This window comes from Micromonospora sp. CA-246542 (genome assembly GCF_050942905.1).
Classification (GTDB): domain Bacteria; phylum Actinomycetota; class Actinomycetes; order Mycobacteriales; family Micromonosporaceae; genus Micromonospora.
In genome coordinates this window covers 2,163,902-2,184,676 of record NZ_CP192040.1, presented here as the reverse complement: position 1 = coordinate 2,184,676, position 20,775 = coordinate 2,163,902, and the positions used below count along the sequence as shown (strand labels likewise).

Here is a 20,775-nt window from a genome sequence, read left to right as displayed (position 1 = left end):
CTCACACCTCGAGGACCGCGTCGGCGAACGCCCGCGGCGCCTCCTGGGGCAGGTTGTGCCCGACGCCACCACCGACGGTCCGGTGCTCGTACCGGCCGGAGAACTGCTTGCCGTAGACGCTGGGGTCCAGGTGCGGGGCGCCGTTGGCGTCACCCTCCAGGGTGATGCTGGGCACCGTGATCTTCGGCTTACCGGCGAGGCGCTTCTCCACCTCGGCGTACTGCGGTTCGCCCTCGGCCAGGGCCAGCCGCCACCGATAGTTGTGGATCACGATGTCGACGTGGTCGGGATTGTCGAACGCGGCCGCGCTGCGGTCGAACGTCGCGTCGTCGAACGTCCATTTCGGCGATGCCGTCTGCCAGATGAGCCGGGCGAAGTCGCGGCGGTTGCGGTCGTACCCCTGCCGGCCGCGCTCGGTGGCGAAGTAGTACTGGTACCACCAGGAGAACTCGGCCTTCGGTGGCAGCGGCACCCGACCCGACTCCTGACCGTCGATCAGGTACCCGCTCACCGACACCAGACCCGCACAGCGCTCGGGCCACAACGCGGCCACGACGTCGGCCGTACGCGCTCCCCAGTCGAATCCGGCCAGCTTCGCGCTGTCGATGCCCAGGGCGTCCATGAGGGCGACGAGGTCGAGCCCCATGGCGGCCGGCTCACCGTTGCGGACGGCGTCGTCGGCGAGGAAGCGCGTCGTGCCGTACCCCCGCAGGTACGGCACGACGACCCGGTGACCGGCGTCGGTGAGCAGCGGCACCACCTCGGCGAAGCTGTGGATGTCGTACGGCCAGCCATGCAACAGGATCACGGGCGGCCCGTCCGGCGGGCCGGCGTCGACGTACCCGACGTTCAGGACCCCGGCGTCGATCTGTCCCACGTCCTCGAAGACCGCCATGGAACCGGTACCTTTCGTCCAGGCTGTTGGCGCGTGGCATCGGCGCGCCGGCCGCTCCGACAGCGTAGGAAGCTCCGAGCGCCCCGACGGCGCGTTGGGCGAAGAGGCCAGGACCGGCCGGCGGATGGCTAGGATGCGTCGCCTGCCCCGTCGGGGCGTGCCGCTGGTCGTAGGCTGATGACATGGCTGAGCGATCCCTGACCCTGATGGCGGTGCACGCGCACCCCGACGACGAGGCGACGAGCACCGGTGGCGTCCTCGCCCGGTACGCCGCCGAGGGTGTCACCACGGTCCTCGTGACCTGTACGGACGGGCGGTGCGGCGACGGGCCGGGCGGGGTCAAGCCCGGCGAGCCCGGTCACGACCCCGCCGCGGTCGTGGCGATGCGTCAGGCCGAGCTGGAAGTCAGCGCGGCCACCCTGGGAATCACCCATCTGGAGACGCTCGGCTACGCCGACTCCGGGATGATGGGTTGGTCGACGAACGACCAGCCCGGTTCCTTCTGGACGACGCCGGTGGCGCAGGCCGCGGACCGGCTCGCGGAGCTGATCCGCCGGTACCGGCCGGACGTCGTCGTCACCTACGACGAGAACGGCTTCTACGGTCACCCCGACCACATCCAGGCGCACCGCATCACCATGGCCGCCGTGGCGCAGACCGACGTCCCCGCGAAGGTCTACTGGACCACCGTGCCCCGCACGGCGTTCGAGGAGTTCGGCCGGATCATGAAGGAGCTCGGCGTCGAGTGGGCCGACCCGGACGAGTCGTCGGACATGCCGGAGCTGGGTCTCCCCGATGACGAGATCACCACCTGGGTCGACACCCGCGCCCACGGTGCGCAGAAGTTCGGGGCCCTGGCCGCGCACGCCAGCCAGACCGAGAACATCTTCTTCCTCCAGCTCGGCCAGGAGCGGTTCACCGAGTTGATGGGCGTGGAGACCTTCGTCCGGGTGCGGGACACCACCGACGCGCCCGTTCCCGAGGACGACCTCTTCGCGGGCCTGCGCTGACGCGGCCCCGCCTGCGGCCGCGGGGCCCCGCCACGGCGCGTGAAAGGAAGGGCCCCCTGTCAGCAGACGTCTGCTGACAGGGGGCCCTTCCTTTCACCAACGGTCAGGACGCCGTGGCCGACTGTCCGCTGCGACGGCCCCGCTCCGGGTCCTCCCCGGGGCGGGACGTCAGTACCCGGGGACCGGACTCGGTGACCGCGACGGTGTGCTCGGAGTGGGCCGAGCGCGAACCGTCCGAGGATCGGATCGTCCAGCCGTCCTGGTCGAATTTGATCTTGTCGGTGGCCTGGCAGAGCCACGGCTCGATCGCGAGCGTCAGGCCGGGCTTGAGGGTCATGCCCCGGCCGGGACGCCCGTTGTTGGGCACGTGCGGGGCCTCGTGCATGGTGCGACCGATACCGTGCCCACCGAACTCGTTGTTGACCCGGTAGCCGTAGCGGTGGGCGACCTCGCCGATGGCGGCGGAGATGTCGCCGATCTGGTTGCCCGGTCGGGCGGCGTCGATGCCGGCCTTCAGCGCGACCTCGGTGGCCTCGATCAGCTTCAGGTCGGCCGGGGCGGGAGCGCCGACGACGAACGACAGCGCCGAGTCGGCGGCCCAGCCGTCGATCTCGACCGCCATGTCGATGCTCAGCAGGTCACCGTCGCGCAGGAGGTAGTCGTGCGGCAGGCCGTGCAGCACCGCGTCGTTGACCGAGAGGCACAGGACGTTACGGAAGGGCCCACGGCCGAACGACGGCGTGTAGTCCCAGTAGCACGATTCGGCGCCCCGCTCGGCGATGCGGCGGCGGGCGTGGTGCTCGATCTCCATCAGGTTGACGCCGACAGCGGCCACCGCCCGCAGCTCGGCCAGCAGCTCGCCGACGAACTGGCCGGTCACGGCCATCCGGTCGATCTCCGCGGCAGACTTCAGCTCGATCACGACAAACCCTCCCCATCCGGTGCGGTATATTTATACCACGCCGTGCGGGAGTCCGGCGGGTCGACATTGCCGGCCCCCAGGGGCGGAACTATCCTGCTCACATGGTTCGGCCACCGCTCACACCGGAGCAGATCGCCGCGGGGCAACGCCTTGGCGCGGCGCTGCGGGTCGCGCGGGGCGGCCGCAGTCTCGTCGAGGTCGCCCTTGCCGCCGGCATGTCACCGGAGACCCTGCGCAAGATCGAGGTGGGTCGGCTCCCGGCGCCCGCCTTCGGCACCGTGGTCTGCCTCAGCGAGGTCCTCGGCGTCCCGCTCAGCGACCTCGCCGACGTGTGGCTCGCGGACCCGCGGGTCCGCGAGGCGTCCTGAGCAATCGTCTATGGACAGGGCCGCCTGTTAACGCTAACGTAACGACGGCCGTCGATAACTGACCGTCACCGGTGCCGTCCAGCTGCTGGCCCCGGCCGCGGTCTACGTCGTTCGCGGCGCGGGCGGGTGGAGCGTGGCCGACACGGGCGGCCCGAGCTCACCACCGGGCGACCCGTGCCGAGGGCCGGACGACGGATGCCTGACCAGCGACGCCCGCAGGTCGACATCACCTCGATCGGCCGGAGCCGTGCCGTCGATCGGCCTTCCCACAACCGCTCCGGGCCACAGCCACAGCCACAGCCACCGCCGTCACCGCGACCCCGGGTCGCGGGCGGCGACCGCACCACCCGCGTACCCGTCGCGCCTGGTCCGCCGACCAACCCCGTCCGCACGGTCGATCCCGCGCCGGACGGTTCCGGCGACGCCGTATGCGCCCGCGGACCGGGCCCCGTCCCGTCGTCCCCCTGCTCAGAGTCCGGGCCCGAGCAGGGTGAACGGGGCGGGGCCCGCACACCGCCAACTCCCACCCTTGAGGAGAAAACGTGCGACCCCAAGACATCCGCCATCGGCGGCCGGCGCTCGTCGCCGCGGCCGTCACCCTCGTGCTCGTCGGCGCGGCCGCCACCCAGACGGGCGCCTCGGCGGCCGCCGCCGGCTGCCAGGTCACCTATGCGGTCAACTCCCAGTGGCAGGACGGCTTCGGCGCCAACGTCACCATCACCAACGTGGGCGACGCCATCAACGGGTGGCGGCTGACCTGGAACTTCGCCGCCGGCCAGACCGTCACCCAGCTCTGGAACGGCAGCTTCACCCAGGCCGGCGCCCAGGTGAGCGTCACCAACGCCGCCTACAACGGCAGCATCGGAACCAACGGCAGCACCAGCTTCGGCTTCAACGGCAGTTGGACCGGCAGCAACCCGACGCCGACCTCCTTCGCCCTCAACGGCGTCACCTGCAACGGCGTGGTGGACCCGACGACGCCGCCACCCACCACACCACCGCCCACCACGCCGCCTCCCACGACCCCGCCACCGACGACGCCGCCACCCACCACACCACCGCCCACCACTCCCCCACCGAGCACGACACTGCCCTGCGACATCTACGCGGCGGGCGGCACACCCTGCGTCGCGGCGCACAGCACCACCCGTGCCCTGTACGCCTCGTACAACGGCTCGCTCTACCAGGTACGCCGATCCTCGGACAACACCACCCGTGCCATCGGCGTCCTCAGCGCGGGCGGACGCGCCAACTCCGCCACCCAGGACAGCTTCTGCGCGAACACCACCTGCGTCATCACGGTCATCTACGACCAGTCGGGGCGTGGCAACAACCTCGGCTACCAGGGGTCCGGCGGCATCGGCGGGGCCGTACAACCGGCGGTCGCGACCAGGGAGTCGTTGACGGTCGGCGGGAACAAGGTCTACTCGCTCTACATCAACGGCAACAGCAGCTACTGGCGGGACGGGCACCTGACCGGCATCCCGACCGGCGCCGCGCCCGAGGGCATGTACATGGTGACCAGCGGCACCCACGTCAACAGCGGCTGCTGCTTCGACTACGGCAACAGCGAGACCACCCGCCGCGCCGACGGCGCGGGCGCGATGGACGCGATCTACTTCGGCACCAGTTGCTGGTTCGGCGGCTGCTCCGGCTCCGGCCCCTGGGTGCAGGCCGACCTGGAGTACGGCCTCTACCCCGGCGGCAGCAGCTCCTGGAACAACAACCAGCGGGCCTTCACCAGCAAGTTCGTCACCGCCACCCTGAAGAACAACGGCACCTCACGCTTCGCCATCAAGGGCAGCAACGCCCAGTCCGGCGGCCTCTACACCCTCTATGACGGGTCGCTGCCACGCGGGTACAGCCCGATGAGGAAGCAGGGCGCGATCATCCTCGGCAGTGGCGGCGACTGCTGCATCGACAACTCCAACCAGAGCGTCGGTACGTTCTACGAGGGCGCGATGGTGGCGGGCTACCCGTCCGACGCGGCCGAGAACGCGGTGCAGGCGAACATCGTCGCCGCCGGCTACCGCTGAGAGCGCGTGACCGCCGCCCCGCGACGCGACGGTGGCGGTCACGAAGGTCCGCGCACGCCGTGTGGCCCGACCCGGGATGTTCCCGGGCCGGGCCACACCGGTCGTTCAGGCCGCGTTCCGGCTCACCACCATCGGGTACGCCTCAACCGCGCGTCCACTTCTGAGCGTTGCCGCCGTTGCAGGTCGCGAGCACCACCTGGGTGCTGTTGGCGGTTCCACCGGCGTTCGGCGCGAGGCACAGTCCGGACTGCACACCGGTGACGGAGCCGTCGGTGTTGAGGTTCCACTGCTGGTTCGCGCCTCCGGTGCAGTCCCAGATGATCACCCGGGTGCCCGCCGTCGTCGCGGCGCCCTCCGCGTCCAGGCACTTCGTCCCGTACACCTGGAGTTGCCGGCCCGCCGTCGAGGCCCACTGCTGGTTCGCGCCGCCGTTGCAGTCCCACAACGCCACCTGGGTACCGTTCGTGCGCGACTGCGCCGGGACGTCCAGGCAGCGGCCGGCAGCGGAGTTGCGCAACGCCCCGGTCGTGCCGCCCGGGGGCGGCGTCGTCGGAGGCGGCGTCGTGCCGCTGGTGGTGTCGAAGCCGAGGAACCGGATGGCCTGCGCGGCGTCGAACGGGATGGAGTGGCCGTACCCCTGGAAGCTGATCGCCTCGACCGGCGCGGTGCCGCCGGTGCCGCCGTACCGCGTCCTGGTGGCGCTGGCCTGCGGATAGTCGGTGTAGCTGGGGGTCTGGGACACGCCCTGCACGTTGGTCCACTGCTTGATCTGCTCGCCGAAGTTGACGTAGCTCAACGTGGTGTCCGTGGTGCCGTGCCAGATCTGGAAACGGGGACGCTTGCCGGTGTAGCCGGGGTACGCGTTGCGCACCAGATCGCCCCACTGCTGCGCGGTCTTCACGATCCGCCCGCCGGAGCACTCGCTGTTCCACTCCGCGCCGTTGGTGGTCGCGAAGCATCCGAACGGGACGCCGGAGGAGCTGACGCCGGCGTTGAACAGGTCGGGGTAGAGGCCGACCATCACGTTGGTCATCATGGCGCCCGAGGAGAAGCCGGCGACACCGATGCGGTCCGGGTCGACCGGGTAGCGACTCCGGACGTAGTCGACCATCGACTTGAGGCCGACCGGGTCGCTGCCGCCGTCGCGTCGCAGGGCCTGCGGGGAGGAGACGTCCCAGCACTTGCTGCTCCGGGTCACGGACGGGTAGATGACGATGTAGCCGTAGCGGTCGGCCAGCGAGCTGAGCCCGAAGCCGGTGTGCACGGCCGGGCCACTGCCGGTGCAGTAGTGCAGGGCGAGCAGGAGAGCCGGGCGCGCCGCGACCCGGTCCGGCACGTACAGGTGCATCTGCAGGTTCGTCGGGTTCGTGCCGAAGCTGGTCACCTGGGTGAGGGTCGCGGCCGACGCCGGGGTGGCGACCGTGACCACGGCCGTCATCGTCGCCAGAGCCGTCGCCAACGCGGCGGCCAGCAGTGCGAACCTTGTTCTCATGGGCGGATCCCTCTCGGTCGGTGGCAGCGGGGCGGCGCGCGGGAAGGACGTTCGGGACGACGCCCGCGCGGGCGCGCGACATCCGCCGCGCGTCGCCGGCGGCTGGGAACAGGTGCTGATCGCGACGTCCGCTTGCCCGGAGGGGACGTCTTTCGATGGTGCGGCCCGAAGCGGACGGCTCGCCCGGTGAGCCGTGGGTACGGTCGCCTCGACATCGACTGTGAGCGATAACATGCCGTTCGTCAAGCTGTAACGAAAGGACGCCGACGACGCCTGCCCGGGAAGAACCGGACCGGGTCCGAGCCCGCGCGGCGACACCGAGCGGCGGCAGGCATCATGTCGGCGTGAACTCAACCCTGGCCGCTCTGCTCGGCTCCGCGATCACCGCCTGCGCCTCACTTCTCGTCGTGTGGACGCACAGCCGGGTCAAGCGACGCCAACGCGAGCGGGCCGAGCTTCAGCGGGCGTACGTCCTGGTCCTGTCCGGCGCGCTCCGCCTCGCCCACAAGGTCGAGGCGTTGCGGCAGACCCGGTACTGGCGGTCGGGGCTGCCCGAGGCGGGCAACGACCTGCTGGGCGGGCACAAGCCGCTGGGGCCGATGGGGCTGCACGACTGGCTGGCCCGGGACATGGTCACCGTGGAGGCCGCGTGGTCGGAGATCTGGACGCGCGGGGACCAGGACGGCATCGCGCTCGCCAACGGGCTGATGACCGCGTACAACGCCGTGCTGGCCGCCGCGTTGCAGGCCAGCGGGAGGGAGCCGTTCGAGGCATCCGACGAGATGACGACCGCGAGCCGCCGCCTCGGCGAGGCACGTCGGCATCTCGCCCTGCACGCCCGCCGGATCGCCAAGCTGGGTCCGCGCGACGTCGACCTGTTCACCGAGCGGGAGTACGGCGTACCGGTGGGCTGATGTCGGGCTCGGCGTCGGCCGGGGGTGCCGACACCGGCAGCGCCAGGTGGACGACGCCGAGCATCGCCGCCGCCACCACAGCGTCGAGCCAGTAGTGGTTGCCGGTGGCCACGACGACGAGCATGGTGACGAGCGGATGGGTCAGCCACAGCCACCGTAGGCGTCCACGGGTCACCGCGACGAGCGCGACGGCGACGGCCAGCGCCCACCCGACGTGCAGGGATGGCATGGCCGCGTACTGGTTGCTGAGCGCGTCGGTGTCGGGCGGCCCGTAGACGGAGGGCCCGTACCGGCTGCCGGTGTCCACCATGGACGTCAGCGCGGTCAGCCGGGGCGGCGCCAGCGGGACCACGACGTGCACTGCCAGGGCCGCCGCGGTGAGCACGGCGAGCGTACGGCGGGTGCGCAGGTAGCGCGCCGGGTGCCGCAGGTAGAGCCAGACCAGGGTGAGGGCCGTGGCCGGGAAGTGCACGTACGCGTAGTAGCCGTTGGCCAGCTGCGCCAGCAGGGTGTGCGAGAGCACGGGGTGCTGGACGACGGCCTCGTCGGGCAGGCGCAGCAGCCGCTCCAGGCGCCAGACCGACTCGCCGTTGGCCAGCGCGGTGGACACCCGACCGGCCACCACCATCCGCGCCCCTTTGTAGAGGAGGAACAGCGTGGCGACCAGCAGCAGCTCCCGCGCGGCCCGGCGCGCCGGAGCGGCCCGCCGGCCGGGCGTGACTGGCCTCGACGCCGTCAGCTCGGCGATTCCCACAGGCGTCTCGATTCAATCTCTCTCAACCCACGGGCCGCCACCGTCCGTGACGATGGCGGCCCGTGGCTCTGTGCTCTGGAGAGGTCAGCGCCGCTCGGGCGCCCCCTTCACCGTGGAATCGGCGGCGACCTGGTCGAACGCGGGCGCTCCGTCGACCGCGTCGGCGGCCACCGCCGTCGACGTGGCGGCGTCCGGCAGGTCGAGGCTGGTCCGCAGGGTGACCGGCCGGAGCAGGAGCGCGGCGATGATGCCGACCACCCCGATGGCCGCGGAGATGAGGAAGATGTGGCCGGTGGCGTCGCCGTACGCGGCCCGCACGATGTGCTGAACTCCCTCGGGCAGCGCGGTGATGTTGAGGTTGCTGTCGCCACCGCTGCCGGAGGTGGGGATCCCGGCGGCGGTCAGGTCGCGCGTGATCTGGTCGGTGACCCGGTGGGCCAGCACGGCGCCGAGCACCGAGACGCCGACGGCGCCGCCGAGCGACCGGAAGAACGCGACGCTGGAGCTGGCCGCGCCGATGTCCTTGAGGGCCACCGTGTTCTGGACGGCCAGGACGAGGTTCTGCATGGTCATGCCGACGCCGGTGCCGACGATGAACATGCCGACGCCGACGAGCACCAGGGACGTCTCGTGGTCGATGGTGCCGAGCAGGCCGAACCCGACGACCAGGGTGATCGAGCCGGCGACGATGTACGGCTTGATCCGCCCGGTCCGGGTGATCAGCCGGCCGGCGACGATCGAGGAGCCGAGCACACCGGCCATCAACGGGATGGTGAGCAGGCCGGCCTCCGTCGGGCTGTAACCCCGGCCGATCTGGAAGTACTGGCCGAGGAAGACGGCGCCACCGAACATGGCCATGCCGACCGCGAGGCTGCCCAGGATGGCCAGGGCGGTGGTGCGCTCGCGCACGATGGCGAGCGGAACGACCGGCTCGGCCGCCCGCGACTCGACCCAGACCGCGAGGGCGAGCAGGAGGAGCGAGCCGGCCACCATGGCCGCGCTCTGCCACGAGACCCAGGCGAACGAGCTGTCGACGAAGGAGATCCAGATCAGCAGCACGCTCACGCCGGCGGCGATCAGGCTCGCGCCCAGGTAGTCGATCTTGACGTTGTCCCGCCGGAAGGTCGGCAGGTGCAGGGTCACCTGGAGCAGGATCAGCGCGACGACGGCGACCGGCACGCCCACGAAGAAGCACCAGCGCCAACCGAGCCAGGACGTGTCGACGATGAGGCCGCCGAGCAGCGGGCCACCGACGGTCGCCACCGCCATGACGCCGCCGAGGTAGCCGTTGTATCGGCCCCGCTCGCGCGGCGGGATCATGGCGGCGATCGCCACCTGGACGAGTGCCTGCAGGCCGCCGACGCCGATGCCCTGGAACGCGCGGGCCGCGATGAGCTGGCCGGCGCTCTGCGAGAAGCCGGCGATGACGGAGCCCAACAGGAACACCACGATGGCGACCTGGATGAGGAGCTTCTTGTTGAACAGGTCGGCGAGCTTGCCCCAGATCGGGGTGGTGGCCGTCGCGGTGAGCAGGGTCGCGGTGACCACCCAGGTGTACTGGGTCTGGGAGCCGTTCAGCGCGCCAATGATCTTGGGAAGCGCGGTCGAGACGACCGTGCTGCTCAACATCGCGACGAAGAGCACCAGCAGCAGGCCGCTGAGCGCCTCGAGGGTCTGCCGATGGCTCATCGGCTCGGCGCCGGCCGTGGTGGTGGGTGCGCTCATCGCGCGGCCTCCCGCTTGTCGTGGGTTCCGGAACGACAACCAGGCGTACGGCATCCGCACACCCGAGTTGGTTGCCTCACGCAAGCATCTACCGATCTTGCCCAGTCGGCAAGTTTGCCCATTGAGAAGCCGGTCACTCGACGTACGCTGACGGCGATGGACGAGATCACCGGCCTACGGGAGCGCAAGAAGGCGGCCACCCGCCTCGCCCTGCACGAGGCAGCCCTGCGCCTCGCCGCCGAACAGGGGCCTGACGGCGTGACCGTCGAGGCCATCGCCGACGCCGCCAACGTCTCCCGGCGGACGTTCTCGAACTACTTCTCGAACAAGGAGGAGGCGCTCTTCTACGGCGACACGATGCGCCTGCGCCGGCTGGTGCAGTTGGTGCGCGAGCGCCCGCGCGACGAGCCGCCGTGGACCGTGCTGAGCCGGGCGGCCGAACAGTTCACCGCGGAGTCGTCGCGCGAGCTGGACCACATCTGGCTGACCCGACGTCGGCAGTTGCGCGGGCACCCGGGCCTGGCCGCGCACCAGGTCGCCGCGTACACCGCGATCGAGCGCGAGTTGGCGACCGAGCTCGCGCATCGCCTCACCGGCGCCGAGGTGGCGCTGCGCGCCCGCCTGCTGACCGCGACGTTCCTGGCCGCCCTGCGCGTCGCCATGCAGCACTGGATGGACCACCCGGGCCGCGACCTGCTGGAGATCGTACGAATCGCGCTGAGCGAGGTCGATCCCCCGCCGGCCGTGCGGCCGGCGGGGGACTCGACGTCCTGATTCTCGTCAGCGGTAGCCGGCGCTCACCACGTTGGACTGGACCGCGTTCTCGGTCGCGTCGGACGGGTAGCCCGCAACCATGGCGCCCTCGTAGAACGTGCCGGCGCTGAGGTTCGCGCCGCCGTCGGGCTTGCAGCAGTCGCCGCCGCTGCCCAGGATGATCGCGCCCTGCTTCTTCATCGGGCTGTAGCCGGGGGGCAGCGAGCCGTCCCACAGCGTGTACAGGCCGCCCGACTGCGCATCGCTGCCCTTCATGGCAAAGCGGGACGTGCCGTTGTTCTTCAGCGTCGCCGTGACGAACTTGCTGGTGAACGCCCGCTGGTTCGGGTTCCACGAGCTGCTGCCACCCGGGAACAGACCCCACTCCAGGTCGGCCTGCACCCACGGGCCCGTACCGGAGCAACCGCCGAACCAGCACTGCTTGCCGAAGTTGATCGCGTCCATCGCCCCGGCGGCGTCGGCCTTGCGCGTCGTCTCGCTGTTGCCGTAGTCGAAGCAGCAGCCGCTGTTGACGTGGGTGCCGCTGGTCACCATGTACATGCCCTCGGGCGCGGCGCCGGTCGGCACGCCGGTCAGGTGACCGTCCCGCCAGTAGCTGTTGCCCGGGTTGATGTAGAGCGAGTACGCCTTGGCGCCGCCCACCGTCAGAGACTCCGTGGTGGCGGTGGCCGGCCTGCTCTGCGGCGAGCCCGGAACCACGCTCGACCCCTGGTACCAGAGGTCGTTGCCGCGCCCGGACTGGTCGAAGACCACCGTGATCACGCACGTCGTGCCGGCGCAGAACGAGTCCTGCGTCGCCGCGTTGGCGGTGCCGCCCGTACCGGTCAGCCCGATGTTGCGGGTCGTGTTGTCCGACGAGCGCCGGACCTGGTAAAGGTTGCCGGCGTACGTCCCGTAGAGGGCCCGCGTCGTGCTGTGGGCCGCCACGCACGGGGTGCCGCCGGAGGCGTAGATGTCACACGGGCGCGCGCCGCCCGGCGGCGGGGTGGTCGGCGGGGCAGAGGTCGGCGGGCCGGTGGTCGGCGGCGTGCTCGGCGAGGCCCACTGCTGGTTCGCCCCACCGTTGCAGGTCCAGAGAATGATCTTCGTGCCGTTCGCGGTGCCGGCCCCGTTGGCGTCGAGGCACAGCCCCGACTGAACGCCGGTGATGGTGCCGTTGCTGTTCACGTTCCACTGCTGGTTGGTCTGGCCGTTGCAGTCCCAGATGATCGCCTGGGTGCCGTTGGTGGTGCCACGGCCGGAGGCGTCCAGGCACTTGTTGCCGTACACCGATAGCTGTTTGCTCGACGTCCAGGTCCAGGTCTGGCCGGCCGCGCCGTTGCAGTCCCACAGCTGGGTCTGGGTGCCGTTGGCGGTGCTGGAGTTGGGGACCTCCAGGCACCGGCCCGAGGCCGCGCCGACGATGGTGGTGCTCTGTCCCGGCGCGATTGCCGCCGCCATCGCCGCGGCCTCCGCGGCGGAGGACGAGGCACCGGCCGTGGCGCCGACGGTGACGAGGACGAGGGCGCCGGCCAACGCGCCGGCCAGCATGGCCAGGCGTCCGGGGCGACGTCTCGGGATGGGATCGCGGGCCAGGCCGGGCCCGGTGGGGGACGGGGTACGCACAGGGTGGCTCCTGGAGAGTCGTGGCAGCGCACGGGGTGTGCCGGCGCGCCGCAGGGGTGGTGGCGGGGCGGGCGAATCGATTCGTAGCGATGGTAGGAGCGGACTTTGATCAGTGTCAATGAAAGCCCGTTCGGCGGGAATCCGGCGGTGGCCACCCGTGCCGGCGGCCACCGCCGGAGTTCACGCGCGTCGCCTACCGACCCCAGATACGCCAGGTCTGGTTCAGCGGACTGCCCTGACCGACCGCGTTGCACGGCCACTGGATGACCGACGCGCGGGCTGCCGTGGAGACCCCGTTGACGTCGACGCACTTGCCGCTGTGCCGGGCCACGAGTTGGTAGTCGTGCGCATCGTTGCCGGAGTAGGTCACCTTCCGGAGGGCGAACTGCTGGTTCGTCGCGTTCTGGCAGGTCCGCTGGACCACCGCGGCGGAGTTGGCGGTGGAAGCGCCGCTGACGTCGAGACACTTGCCGCTCTGCTGGTTGACCACGGTGTACGTGTTGGCCACGCCGGCGACCGGCCGGAAGTTCCAGAGCTGCTGGTCACCGCCCTCGCAGTAGTACTGCTGCTGCGCGTTGCCGTCAGCGGTGCTCAGGTTGGTGTTGTCCAGGCACTGCTGGGAGTGCTGGGCCACCGCCACCGACTGGAAGCCCGCCTCGGAGGGCGGCAGCAGGGTCACCGTGTACGTGTCGTTCTGGTTGCCGTACGGCAGGTTCACCGTGGCGTTGTTGTTGGACAGGTTGACGACGGTGTTCGAGACCGTGACCGGCCCCTGCACCGCGCCACCGTTGTTGTACGGGATGCGCTGCGTGAGCACCCGCACCTGGTTGTTCTGCACCACGCCGCTCGTCGTGTCGAGACGTTGCAGGTTGACGGCCAGGTTTCCGGTCGTCCGACCGCCGCCGACCAGGACCTTCGCCACCCCGCTCGCCTTGGTGGCGTACGCGTCGTAGGACTGACTGCCGGTCACCGACACGATCTCGCCGGCCTGGGAGGCGTAGTAGCGGTAGACCCACCACTCCCCCTTGGGCTGGTGCTGACCGGCCGAGTTGCGGACCAGCAGGTTGCCGAGGTCGTTGTGCAGGTTGCCGGCGCTGGCCCAGTTGGCCCGCAGACCGTCCGCGCCGGCCCGTTCCAGACGCGAGATGTACCAGGCGCCGTCGGCCGGGTTCTGCTCGTTGGACGCCCCGTACTCGTTGATCTGGTACGGGCGGGGATGCGGGATGCCGCGGGGATCGAGGGTGGCGTTGGCGGCCGCGACGTTGGCGACCGGGTCACCCGGCAGGGAGTGCCAGCTGATGATGTCCGGCACGGTGTTCGTCGAGCGGACGAAGTCCAGGTACTGGTTCCAGAACGCGTGGTTGGTCGACGGCACGCAGGCGCAGCTCGGCCCGACGATGAGCTGGTTGGGGAACTCCGTGCGGAGCCGCTGGTACGTGCGTCGCCAGAGTTCGAGGTACTGGGAGATCGGCCGGTTCCAGAAGATGGTGATGTTGGGTTCGTTCCAGATGTCCCACTGCACGGTCAGCCCGGACGACCGGACATCGCCGATGACGCGGTTCAGGAAGTTGTCGTAGTCGGTCCAGTTGCCGTTGTCGCCGGGAAAGCGCGAGATGCCGGCGCCGTCGGCGCCCCACAGGTCGTGGGGCAGCAGGATGAACTGCCCGCCGAGGGCTGCGGTCCGGCGGGCCTGGGCGAGGGTGGCGTTCCAGCGGCGGTCGTAGTTTCCGCCGACCCAGCCACTGCCGGGCAGTTGCGCGCCGCCGGCCCGCATGTAGCGGAAGTTGACGTCGCGGTAGAAGTGGTCGGGCGGGCCGCTGGCGTTCTCGGTCATGCCGTAGATCCAGCCGGACGCACGGAAGGTCGGCGTGCCGGTGGTCGTGGAGAAGTTCACGCTTATCGACTCGTCGGCGGCCTGGGCGGGGGACGCGGCGACGGTGACGGCAGTGGTGGCGGCGAGCAGGCCGACGGCGAGTCGGGCGACGAGCGCGCGCGCTCGGCCGGGCCTGCTGCGGGACGGGGTGTTCACGGGCGGCTCCTTGGTGGGGCGCGGGGGACGCTCTCCGGAGGGCTGCGCTTGCGAATCGATTCGCTCGGATCGTAGGTCGGAGACTCACTCATGTCAATGAAGTGACAGTCCGGTAAAGCCGGTGTTTCCCGGTGCTCCTCAGGAGGACTGCCGGCCGACCCTTGACCACCGAACGCGGACGGTCCTATCTTCGTGCGAACCGGTTCGTCGAATCGGTTCGCCTCATGGTCGGACCCGGTCCGGCCCGCGACGGTCAACCCACGACCCCACCACACGATCGAGTTGAAGTGAGGCAGCACATGACACGACTCAACCGACGGCGGCGACTGGCCGCCGTGGCCGTGATAGCACTCGCCGCCGTGACGACCAGCGCCTGCTCGTCGTCGTCCGGAGGCTCCGGCAACGACGACGGTGGCGGCGGCGCCTACCTCGTCTGGGACCCGTACCCCCAGTTCGCCGACGACTCCGACTGGGTCGCCCTGCTCAAGAAGTGCGGAACCTCGGCGGGCGTGACGGTCGAGCGGACCGGCTACGACACCACCGACCTGACCAACAAGGCGCTGCTCGCGGCCCAGCAGGGCAACTCGCCGGACGTGTTGATCGTCGACAACCCGGTCATCTCGACCCTGGCCGAGGCCGGCGCGCTCACCACGACCGAGGAGAACAAGCTGGACACGTCGAGCATGGAGAAGAACCTGCTCGGCGCGGGACAGAGTGGCGGCAAGACGTACGGCGTGCCGATCGGCGCCAACACGCTCGCGCTCTACTACAACAAGGACCTGCTGACCGCCGCCGGCGTCGACCCGGCCTCGGTCACCGACTGGCCGTCGCTGACCACGGCGCTCACGAAGGTCAAGGCCAAGGGCAAGAAGGGCATCACCTTCTCCGCGATCGGCACCGAGGAGGGCAGCTTCCAGTTCCTGCCCTGGTTCTGGGGCTCGGGCGCGCAGTTGACCAGCCTGGACTCGCCACAGGCGGTCTCCGCGCTGACGCTGTGGACCGACTGGCTGAAGCAGGGGCTCGCCCCGAACTCCGTCATCAACAACACCCAGACCACGAGCTGGCAGGAGTTTGCCACCGGCGACTTCGCGTTCGCCGAGAACGGCACCTGGCAGCTCGCGAACGCCGAGAAGCTGGGCTTCCCGTACGGCACCATCGCGATTCCGGCCAGCGCGGGTGGGCCGGCCCCGGCGCCGACCGGCGGTGAGTTCGTCTCGATCCCGGTGCAGAAGAAAACCGGCCGGTACGCGACGTCGCAGAAGCTCGTCACCTGCCTGACCAGCGCCGACAACCTGCTGACCACCGACACCACGCTCTCCTACGTCGCGCCGGTCGCCGCCGTGCAGGACCGGCAGGCCACCGAGAACCCCAAGCTCAAGGTCTGGGTCGAGGCGGTCCGGGCGGCCAAGGGTCGCACCGGCGACAACCTCGGCACCAAGTACCCGAAGATCTCCGAGCCCCTGTGGAGCGCCGTGCAGGCGGCCCTGAGCGGTGGGAAGTCACCGCAGGAGGCGCTGACCGCAGCCCAGGCCACGGCCACTAGCAAGTAAGCGCGCCGAATCGACGACATGACCCCCACGACGCAGACCTCCACCACCACGCGGGACCACGGTGGGGCGGCCGACGCCGCCCCACCCGGGCCCGCCACGCCCCGCACGCGCCGGCCCGGACGATGGCTGGCCTGGGGCTTCCTCGCCCCGACGGTCGTCTACCTGCTGGCCTTCTACGCCTACCCGCTCTACCGCAACGTCGAGTTGAGCCTGCGCGAGTACACCGTCCGGTCGTTCGTGCAGGGTGGCGCACCCTTCGCCGGCCTGGACAACTACCGCACGGTCCTGACCGACCCGGTGTTCTGGCCGACGTTGACGCACACCCTGGTGTTCACCGGCGCGTCGCTCGTCTTCCAGTTCGGCATCGGCATGGCCCTGGCGCTCTTCTTCCGCCAGCACTTCCCGCTGTCCGGCACCCTGCGGGCGCTGATCCTCGTACCGTGGCTGCTGCCGCTGATCGTGTCCGCCTCGACCTGGTCGTGGCTGCTCAACAGCGACTCGGGCCTGGTCAATGCCGCGCTCGGCGTCGTGGGGGTCGACCCGGTCAACTGGCTCACGTCGCCGACCTGGTCGCTCACCTCGGTGATCATCGCCAACATCTGGATCGGGATCCCCTTCAACCTGGTGGTGCTCTACAGCGGCCTCCAGGCGATCCCGGTCGAGGTGTACGAGGCGTCCGCGCTCGACGGCGCGACCGGCTGGCAACGGTTCTGGTCGATCACGTTCCCGCTGCTACGCCCGGTCTCCGCGATCACGCTGCTGCTCGGGCTGATCTACACGCTGAAGGTCTTCGACATCATCTGGATCATGACCAAGGGTGGCCCCAGCGGCTCCTCCGCCACGCTCGCCACCTGGTCCTACCGTCTCGGCTTCGGCAACCTGCTGCCCGAGTTCGGGCCGGGCGCGGCCGTCGGCAACCTGCTCATCGTGCTGGCGCTGGTCGCCGGGCTCGTCTACATCCGGTTCCAACGGAGGCAGCACCTACGATGACCACGTCACCGCGTCGAGTCTGGTGGAAGACCCTCGTCGGCCTGGCGCTCACCGGGCTGATGCTCTTCCCCGTCTACTGGATGATCAACGTGTCGTTCACCCGGGACCAGGACATGCGGGCCAGTCCGCCGCACCTGTTCCCGACCAACGGCACGCTGGACGGCTACCGGGCCGTCCTCGACCAGCAGCTCCCCTACCTCGGCACCAGCTTCGTGGTCGGCCTCGGGACGGTGGCGCTGACGGTGGCGCTCGCCGCCCCCGCCGGGTACGCGCTCGCGAAGCTGCGCCCACCCGGCGGCCCGGCGCTGAGCTTCCTGCTGCTGATCGCCCAGATGATCCCCGGGATCATCATGGCGATGGGCTTCTACGCCATCTACCTCACCCTCGGCGTCCTGAACACACTGCCCGGCCTGATCCTGGCCGACACCACACTCGCGGTGCCGTTCGCCGTACTGATCTTCACAGCCTTCATGTCCGGCATCCCCGACGAGCTGCTCCAGGCCGCCGTGGTCGACGGCGCGGGACAGCTGCGCACCTTCTGGTCGATCGTGCTGCCGGTCAGCCGCAACTCGATCGTCACGGTGTCGCTGTTCGCGTTCCTGTGGTCCTGGTCGGACTTCATCTTCGCCTCGACCCTCGCCGGTGGCGGCGACCACCAACCGATCACCCTCGGCATCTACCACTACATCGGCAACAACAACCAGCAGTGGAACGCCATCATGGCCACCGCTGTGGTCGCCTCCGTCCCCGCGGCCGTGCTGCTGATCCTGGCTCAGCGGTACGTCTCGATGGGCGTGACCGCCGGCGCCGTCAAGGACTGACCACCCGCACCACAGAAAGGCAGCCGCCACCCATGACCGTCGCCCCGTCCGGTCCGGAGTTCGCCATCCAGGACATCCCGTTCAGCTACCGGGGATCCTGGCTCAACATCTCCCCCGTGGTCGCCGAGAAGACGTACGCCGACGACCTGCACCTGGTGTCGCACCAGACCGGGCTGCACCCGGTGCTACGCCTCTCCCCCACGGCCTCGGACACCACCGTCGTCGCCACCCCCGCGCTGCTGACCTGGCATGCCGGTCCCGGCCGGGTCGAGGCCGTCTTCGACGGACCGGACACCCTGCGGATCCGGGGCCGGCAGCTCGGCCTGCGGATCGCCGCGGCGGCGGACACGCTCACCCCGTTCAGCGGCAGCTACCTCTACCGCGACCCGGTCGACGGCTCCCACGTGTTCACCTCGTACGAGACCGGGCGTCGCTACCGGGTCACCGTCCTGGCCGGCGCGCTGCGCCACACCGACGGCGTCGAGGCGCTCGGCACCGCCGACCGGTCCCTGGACCTCGCCGGTGACGAGCCCTGGGAGATCGCCATCGAGGAGTACGCCACCGCTCGCCAGCCCTACGCGACGGCCGTCGGCTTCGACCAGGTGTGCCACGACCGGAGCGCCGAGTTCGCCGCGTTCGTCGACGCGGTCGCGCCGTGGCGTGGCGAGGACACCCCGGCCGCCGAACTGGCCGCGTACGTGCTGTGGTCCGCCACCGTCGACCCGGCGGGCTTCGTCACCCGGCCCGCCGTCCTGATGTCCAAGCACTGGATGGACAAGGTGTGGAGCTGGGACCACTGCTTCAACGCGATCGCCCTGGCGGCCGGCGAGCCGGAGCTGGCCTGGCACCAGTTCCACCTTCCCTTCGACCACCAGGACGCCGCAGGCGCTCTCCCCGACTCGGTCACCCACTCCGAGGTCCTGCACAACTACGTCAAACCTCCCATCCACGGCTGGGCGCTGCGGCACCTGCGCCGACGTCTCCCCCACTCACCGGACCGGACGGCGCTCGCGCAGACGTACGACCGGCTGGCCCGGTGGACCGGGTTCTGGCTGGACGCGCGCCGCGCACCCGGTGCGGACCTGCCGCACTACCAGCACGGCAACGACAGCGGCTGGGACAACGCCACCACGTTCGACGACCACCGGGTCCTTGAGACCGCAGACCTGGCCGCGTTCCTCGTCTCGCAGTTGGACTGCCTGGCCGACCTCGCCGCCGAGCTGGGCGAAGAGGCCGACCGATGGTCCCGGGAGGCCGACCGGATCCGTACGGCGATGCTCCGGGACCTGTGGGACGGTGAGCGTTTCGCCGCCCGCAGCCCGCACACCGGGCAGCGGCGGACCAGCCGCAGCCTGCTCGACCTGATGCCGGTCGCGCTCGGCGCCGACCTGCCCACCCCGGTCGCCGACGCGCTGGCCCGGGGCATCGAGGCCCACCTCACCACCCACGGACTGGCGACCGAGCCGACGGACTCGGCCCACTACCTCGCCGACGGCTACTGGCGGGGCCCGATCTGGGCGCCCTCCACCGTGCTGGTCGAGGACGGCCTGCGGCGGGCCGGACACACCGCGATCGCCGACGACATCAGCCAGCGCTTCCTAGCGCTCTGCGAGAAATCGGGTTTCGCGGAGAACTTCGACGCCGAGACCGGCGCGGGGCTGCGCGACCGCGCGTACACCTGGACCGCCAGCAGCTACCTCATCCTCGCCGCCGCCCAGCAGGAGCGCCGGGCCGCGCGGCGCTGACCGGGCCGGCGCGGGCCCTCGGCCGGCGTGATCGCGCGGCCTGCGGGAGCGCGCGGCCGGCGGGAGCGGAGCGGATCAGCGGGCCCGGACCGGGCCCGTGCTGGACCGCAGCGAGATGGGTGGGCTGTACAGGCGGTGCCGCGGCACGCTGCCAGGGGCCGCGATGATCTCCAGCAGCAGCGACACCGCCTCCGCGCCCATGTCCCGCATGGGTACGTCCGCGGCGGTCAGCGGCGGCCGGAAGTCCTCCGCCCAGTGCTGGGCGGCGACGCCGGTGACGGAGAAGTCCGCCGGCACGGCCAGCCCGGCGCCGGTCAGCGCGCGCTGCATCCCGGGCAGCGCCGCCTCGTTGATGGTGGCCACCGCCGTGACCTCCGGATGCGTGACGAGCAACTGCTCCACGCAGGCCTCGCCGGAGGCGGTGTCGTCGCCGCAGCAGACGTCGATGCCGGCGAGGCCCCGCTCGGCCACCGCCGCCTGGAAACCGGCCAGGGCGCGGTGGCTGGGGCCGTAACCCGCCGCCACCAGCTCGGCGGAGCGGTTCACCAGGGCCACGTGGCGGTGCCCCAGGTCGGCCAGGTGGTGCACGCAGCGTGCGATCAACCCGGCGTAGTCGATGTCGACCCAGCTCATGCCGTGCGCCTCGGCCGTGCGGCCGATCGTGACGAAGGGCAGACCCGTGCGCGCCAGCCGGGTCACCCGGTCGTCCTCCAACCGGATCTCCATCAGCACGACGCCGTCGACGCGACGCCCGCTGACGATCCGCTCGAACGAGCGGTCGTGGTCGCCTCCCGACGGAGACAGCAGCACGTCGAGGTCGTGCCGGGCGGCGGCCTCGACGACGCTCGCGACGAAGCCCAACTGCATGTCGGTCAACCGTTGGCTGGCCGGTGGGATCACCAGCCCGAGGGTGCGCGTACGCCCCTCCTTCAGCGCGCGGGCGCTGGCGTTCGGCCGGTAGTCCAGCTCGTCGATGACCGCCTGGATCCGCTGCCGGGTCGCCTCCGACACCGTCCGCTTGCCGCTGAGCACGTACGAGACCGTGCTGCGGGACACCCCCGCCCGACGGGCGATCTCCCCGATGTTCATCCGCCGCCCTCGAATCGATCCCTGCCCCGCCGGGGACGCGCCCTGACCCGGGTCCG

Annotated in this window: 17 protein-coding genes; 9 read left to right on the top strand and 8 right to left on the bottom strand. The window is 70.8% G+C overall.

Annotated elements, in window-relative coordinates:
• Position 1 precedes the first annotated feature (1 nt).
• Positions 2-895, bottom strand: coding sequence for an alpha/beta fold hydrolase (locus tag ACQP0N_RS10315; protein WP_433119476.1), 894 nt, complete (start codon positions 893-895; stop codon positions 2-4).
• Between the two features lie 182 nt (positions 896-1,077).
• Here ACQP0N_RS10315 and ACQP0N_RS10310 point away from each other — a divergent pair, with 182 nt between their 5' ends.
• Positions 1,078-1,905 (top strand): PIG-L family deacetylase, encoded by an 828-nt coding sequence (locus ACQP0N_RS10310; protein ID WP_433119474.1) that lies wholly within the window; start codon positions 1,078-1,080, stop codon positions 1,903-1,905.
• A gap of 103 nt (positions 1,906-2,008) precedes the next feature.
• Here the strand turns inward: ACQP0N_RS10310 and map are convergent, their stop codons facing one another.
• Positions 2,009-2,827, bottom strand: a complete 819-nt coding sequence (gene map / locus ACQP0N_RS10305) for a type I methionyl aminopeptidase (RefSeq protein ID WP_433119472.1) — start codon at positions 2,825-2,827, stop codon at positions 2,009-2,011.
• A 101-nt stretch (positions 2,828-2,928) separates the two neighbouring features.
• Here map and ACQP0N_RS10300 point away from each other — a divergent pair, with 101 nt between their 5' ends.
• Both ACQP0N_RS10300 and ACQP0N_RS10295 read left to right on the top strand, forming a co-directional pair.
• Entirely contained in the window at positions 2,929-3,195 is a 267-nt protein-coding gene (locus ACQP0N_RS10300) for a helix-turn-helix domain-containing protein (RefSeq protein ID WP_355050464.1), read from the top strand.
• 542 nt (positions 3,196-3,737) lie between these two features.
• On the top strand, positions 3,738-5,231 hold the full coding sequence (locus ACQP0N_RS10295) for an arabinofuranosidase catalytic domain-containing protein (protein WP_433119469.1): 1,494 nt from the start codon (positions 3,738-3,740) through the stop codon (positions 5,229-5,231).
• A 142-nt stretch (positions 5,232-5,373) separates the two neighbouring features.
• On the opposite strand, the gene ACQP0N_RS10290 is transcribed toward ACQP0N_RS10295, so the two are convergent.
• Positions 5,374-6,723: an extracellular catalytic domain type 1 short-chain-length polyhydroxyalkanoate depolymerase gene (locus ACQP0N_RS10290; RefSeq protein ID WP_433119467.1), complete on the bottom strand. Its 1,350-nt coding sequence runs from the start codon at positions 6,721-6,723 to the stop codon at positions 5,374-5,376.
• A 344-nt stretch (positions 6,724-7,067) separates the two neighbouring features.
• On the opposite strand from ACQP0N_RS10290, the gene ACQP0N_RS10285 reads away from it, so the two are divergent.
• Entirely contained in the window at positions 7,068-7,637 is a 570-nt protein-coding gene (locus tag ACQP0N_RS10285) for a hypothetical protein (protein WP_355050467.1), read from the top strand.
• On the opposite strand, the gene ACQP0N_RS10280 is transcribed toward ACQP0N_RS10285, so the two are convergent.
• Both ACQP0N_RS10280 and ACQP0N_RS10275 read right to left on the bottom strand, forming a co-directional pair.
• Positions 7,603-8,391 carry a phosphatase PAP2 family protein gene (locus ACQP0N_RS10280; protein WP_433119464.1) on the bottom strand — a complete coding sequence of 263 codons (789 nt, stop codon included), beginning with the start codon at positions 8,389-8,391 and terminating at the stop codon, positions 7,603-7,605. The two genes, ACQP0N_RS10285 and ACQP0N_RS10280, sit on opposite strands and share 35 nt — an antisense overlap.
• An 84-nt stretch (positions 8,392-8,475) precedes the next feature.
• Positions 8,476-10,116, bottom strand: a complete 1,641-nt coding sequence (locus ACQP0N_RS10275) for an MDR family MFS transporter (RefSeq protein WP_355050469.1) — start codon at positions 10,114-10,116, stop codon at positions 8,476-8,478.
• A 156-nt stretch (positions 10,117-10,272) separates the two neighbouring features.
• Between ACQP0N_RS10275 and ACQP0N_RS10270 the strand changes: the two genes are divergently transcribed.
• Positions 10,273-10,890 (top strand): TetR/AcrR family transcriptional regulator, encoded by a 618-nt coding sequence (locus ACQP0N_RS10270; protein ID WP_433119462.1) that lies wholly within the window; start codon positions 10,273-10,275, stop codon positions 10,888-10,890.
• A 6-nt stretch (positions 10,891-10,896) separates the two neighbouring features.
• On the opposite strand, the gene ACQP0N_RS10265 is transcribed toward ACQP0N_RS10270, so the two are convergent.
• Both ACQP0N_RS10265 and ACQP0N_RS10260 read right to left on the bottom strand, forming a co-directional pair.
• Positions 10,897-12,495, bottom strand: a complete 1,599-nt coding sequence (locus tag ACQP0N_RS10265; RefSeq protein ID WP_433119460.1) for an arabinofuranosidase catalytic domain-containing protein — start codon at positions 12,493-12,495, stop codon at positions 10,897-10,899.
• A 193-nt stretch (positions 12,496-12,688) separates the two neighbouring features.
• Complete coding sequence (locus ACQP0N_RS10260; protein WP_433119458.1) at positions 12,689-14,524, bottom strand: RICIN domain-containing protein; 1,836 nt, start codon at positions 14,522-14,524, stop codon at positions 12,689-12,691.
• Positions 14,525-14,823: 299 nt separating this feature from the next.
• On the opposite strand from ACQP0N_RS10260, the gene ACQP0N_RS10255 reads away from it, so the two are divergent.
• From ACQP0N_RS10255 to ACQP0N_RS10240, 4 genes are read left to right on the top strand one after another with little or no spacing between them, the layout of a single operon-like run.
• On the top strand, positions 14,824-16,074 hold the full coding sequence (locus ACQP0N_RS10255; protein ID WP_433119456.1) for a sugar ABC transporter substrate-binding protein: 1,251 nt from the start codon (positions 14,824-14,826) through the stop codon (positions 16,072-16,074).
• 18 nt (positions 16,075-16,092) lie between these two features.
• On the top strand, positions 16,093-17,064 hold the full coding sequence (locus ACQP0N_RS10250; RefSeq protein ID WP_433119454.1) for a carbohydrate ABC transporter permease: 972 nt from the start codon (positions 16,093-16,095) through the stop codon (positions 17,062-17,064).
• Positions 17,061-17,885 carry a carbohydrate ABC transporter permease gene (locus ACQP0N_RS10245; protein WP_433119452.1) on the top strand — a complete coding sequence of 275 codons (825 nt, stop codon included), beginning with the start codon at positions 17,061-17,063 and terminating at the stop codon, positions 17,883-17,885. The genes ACQP0N_RS10250 and ACQP0N_RS10245 overlap by 4 nt, the downstream gene beginning before the upstream one ends.
• A gap of 32 nt (positions 17,886-17,917) precedes the next feature.
• Complete coding sequence (locus ACQP0N_RS10240) at positions 17,918-19,630, top strand: amylo-alpha-1,6-glucosidase (RefSeq protein WP_433119450.1); 1,713 nt, start codon at positions 17,918-17,920, stop codon at positions 19,628-19,630.
• Between the two features lie 75 nt (positions 19,631-19,705).
• On the opposite strand, the gene ACQP0N_RS10235 is transcribed toward ACQP0N_RS10240, so the two are convergent.
• A complete protein-coding gene (locus ACQP0N_RS10235; RefSeq protein ID WP_355050477.1) occupies positions 19,706-20,719 on the bottom strand; it encodes a LacI family DNA-binding transcriptional regulator in 1,014 nt (337 codons plus the stop codon).
• Positions 20,720-20,775 lie beyond the last annotated feature (56 nt).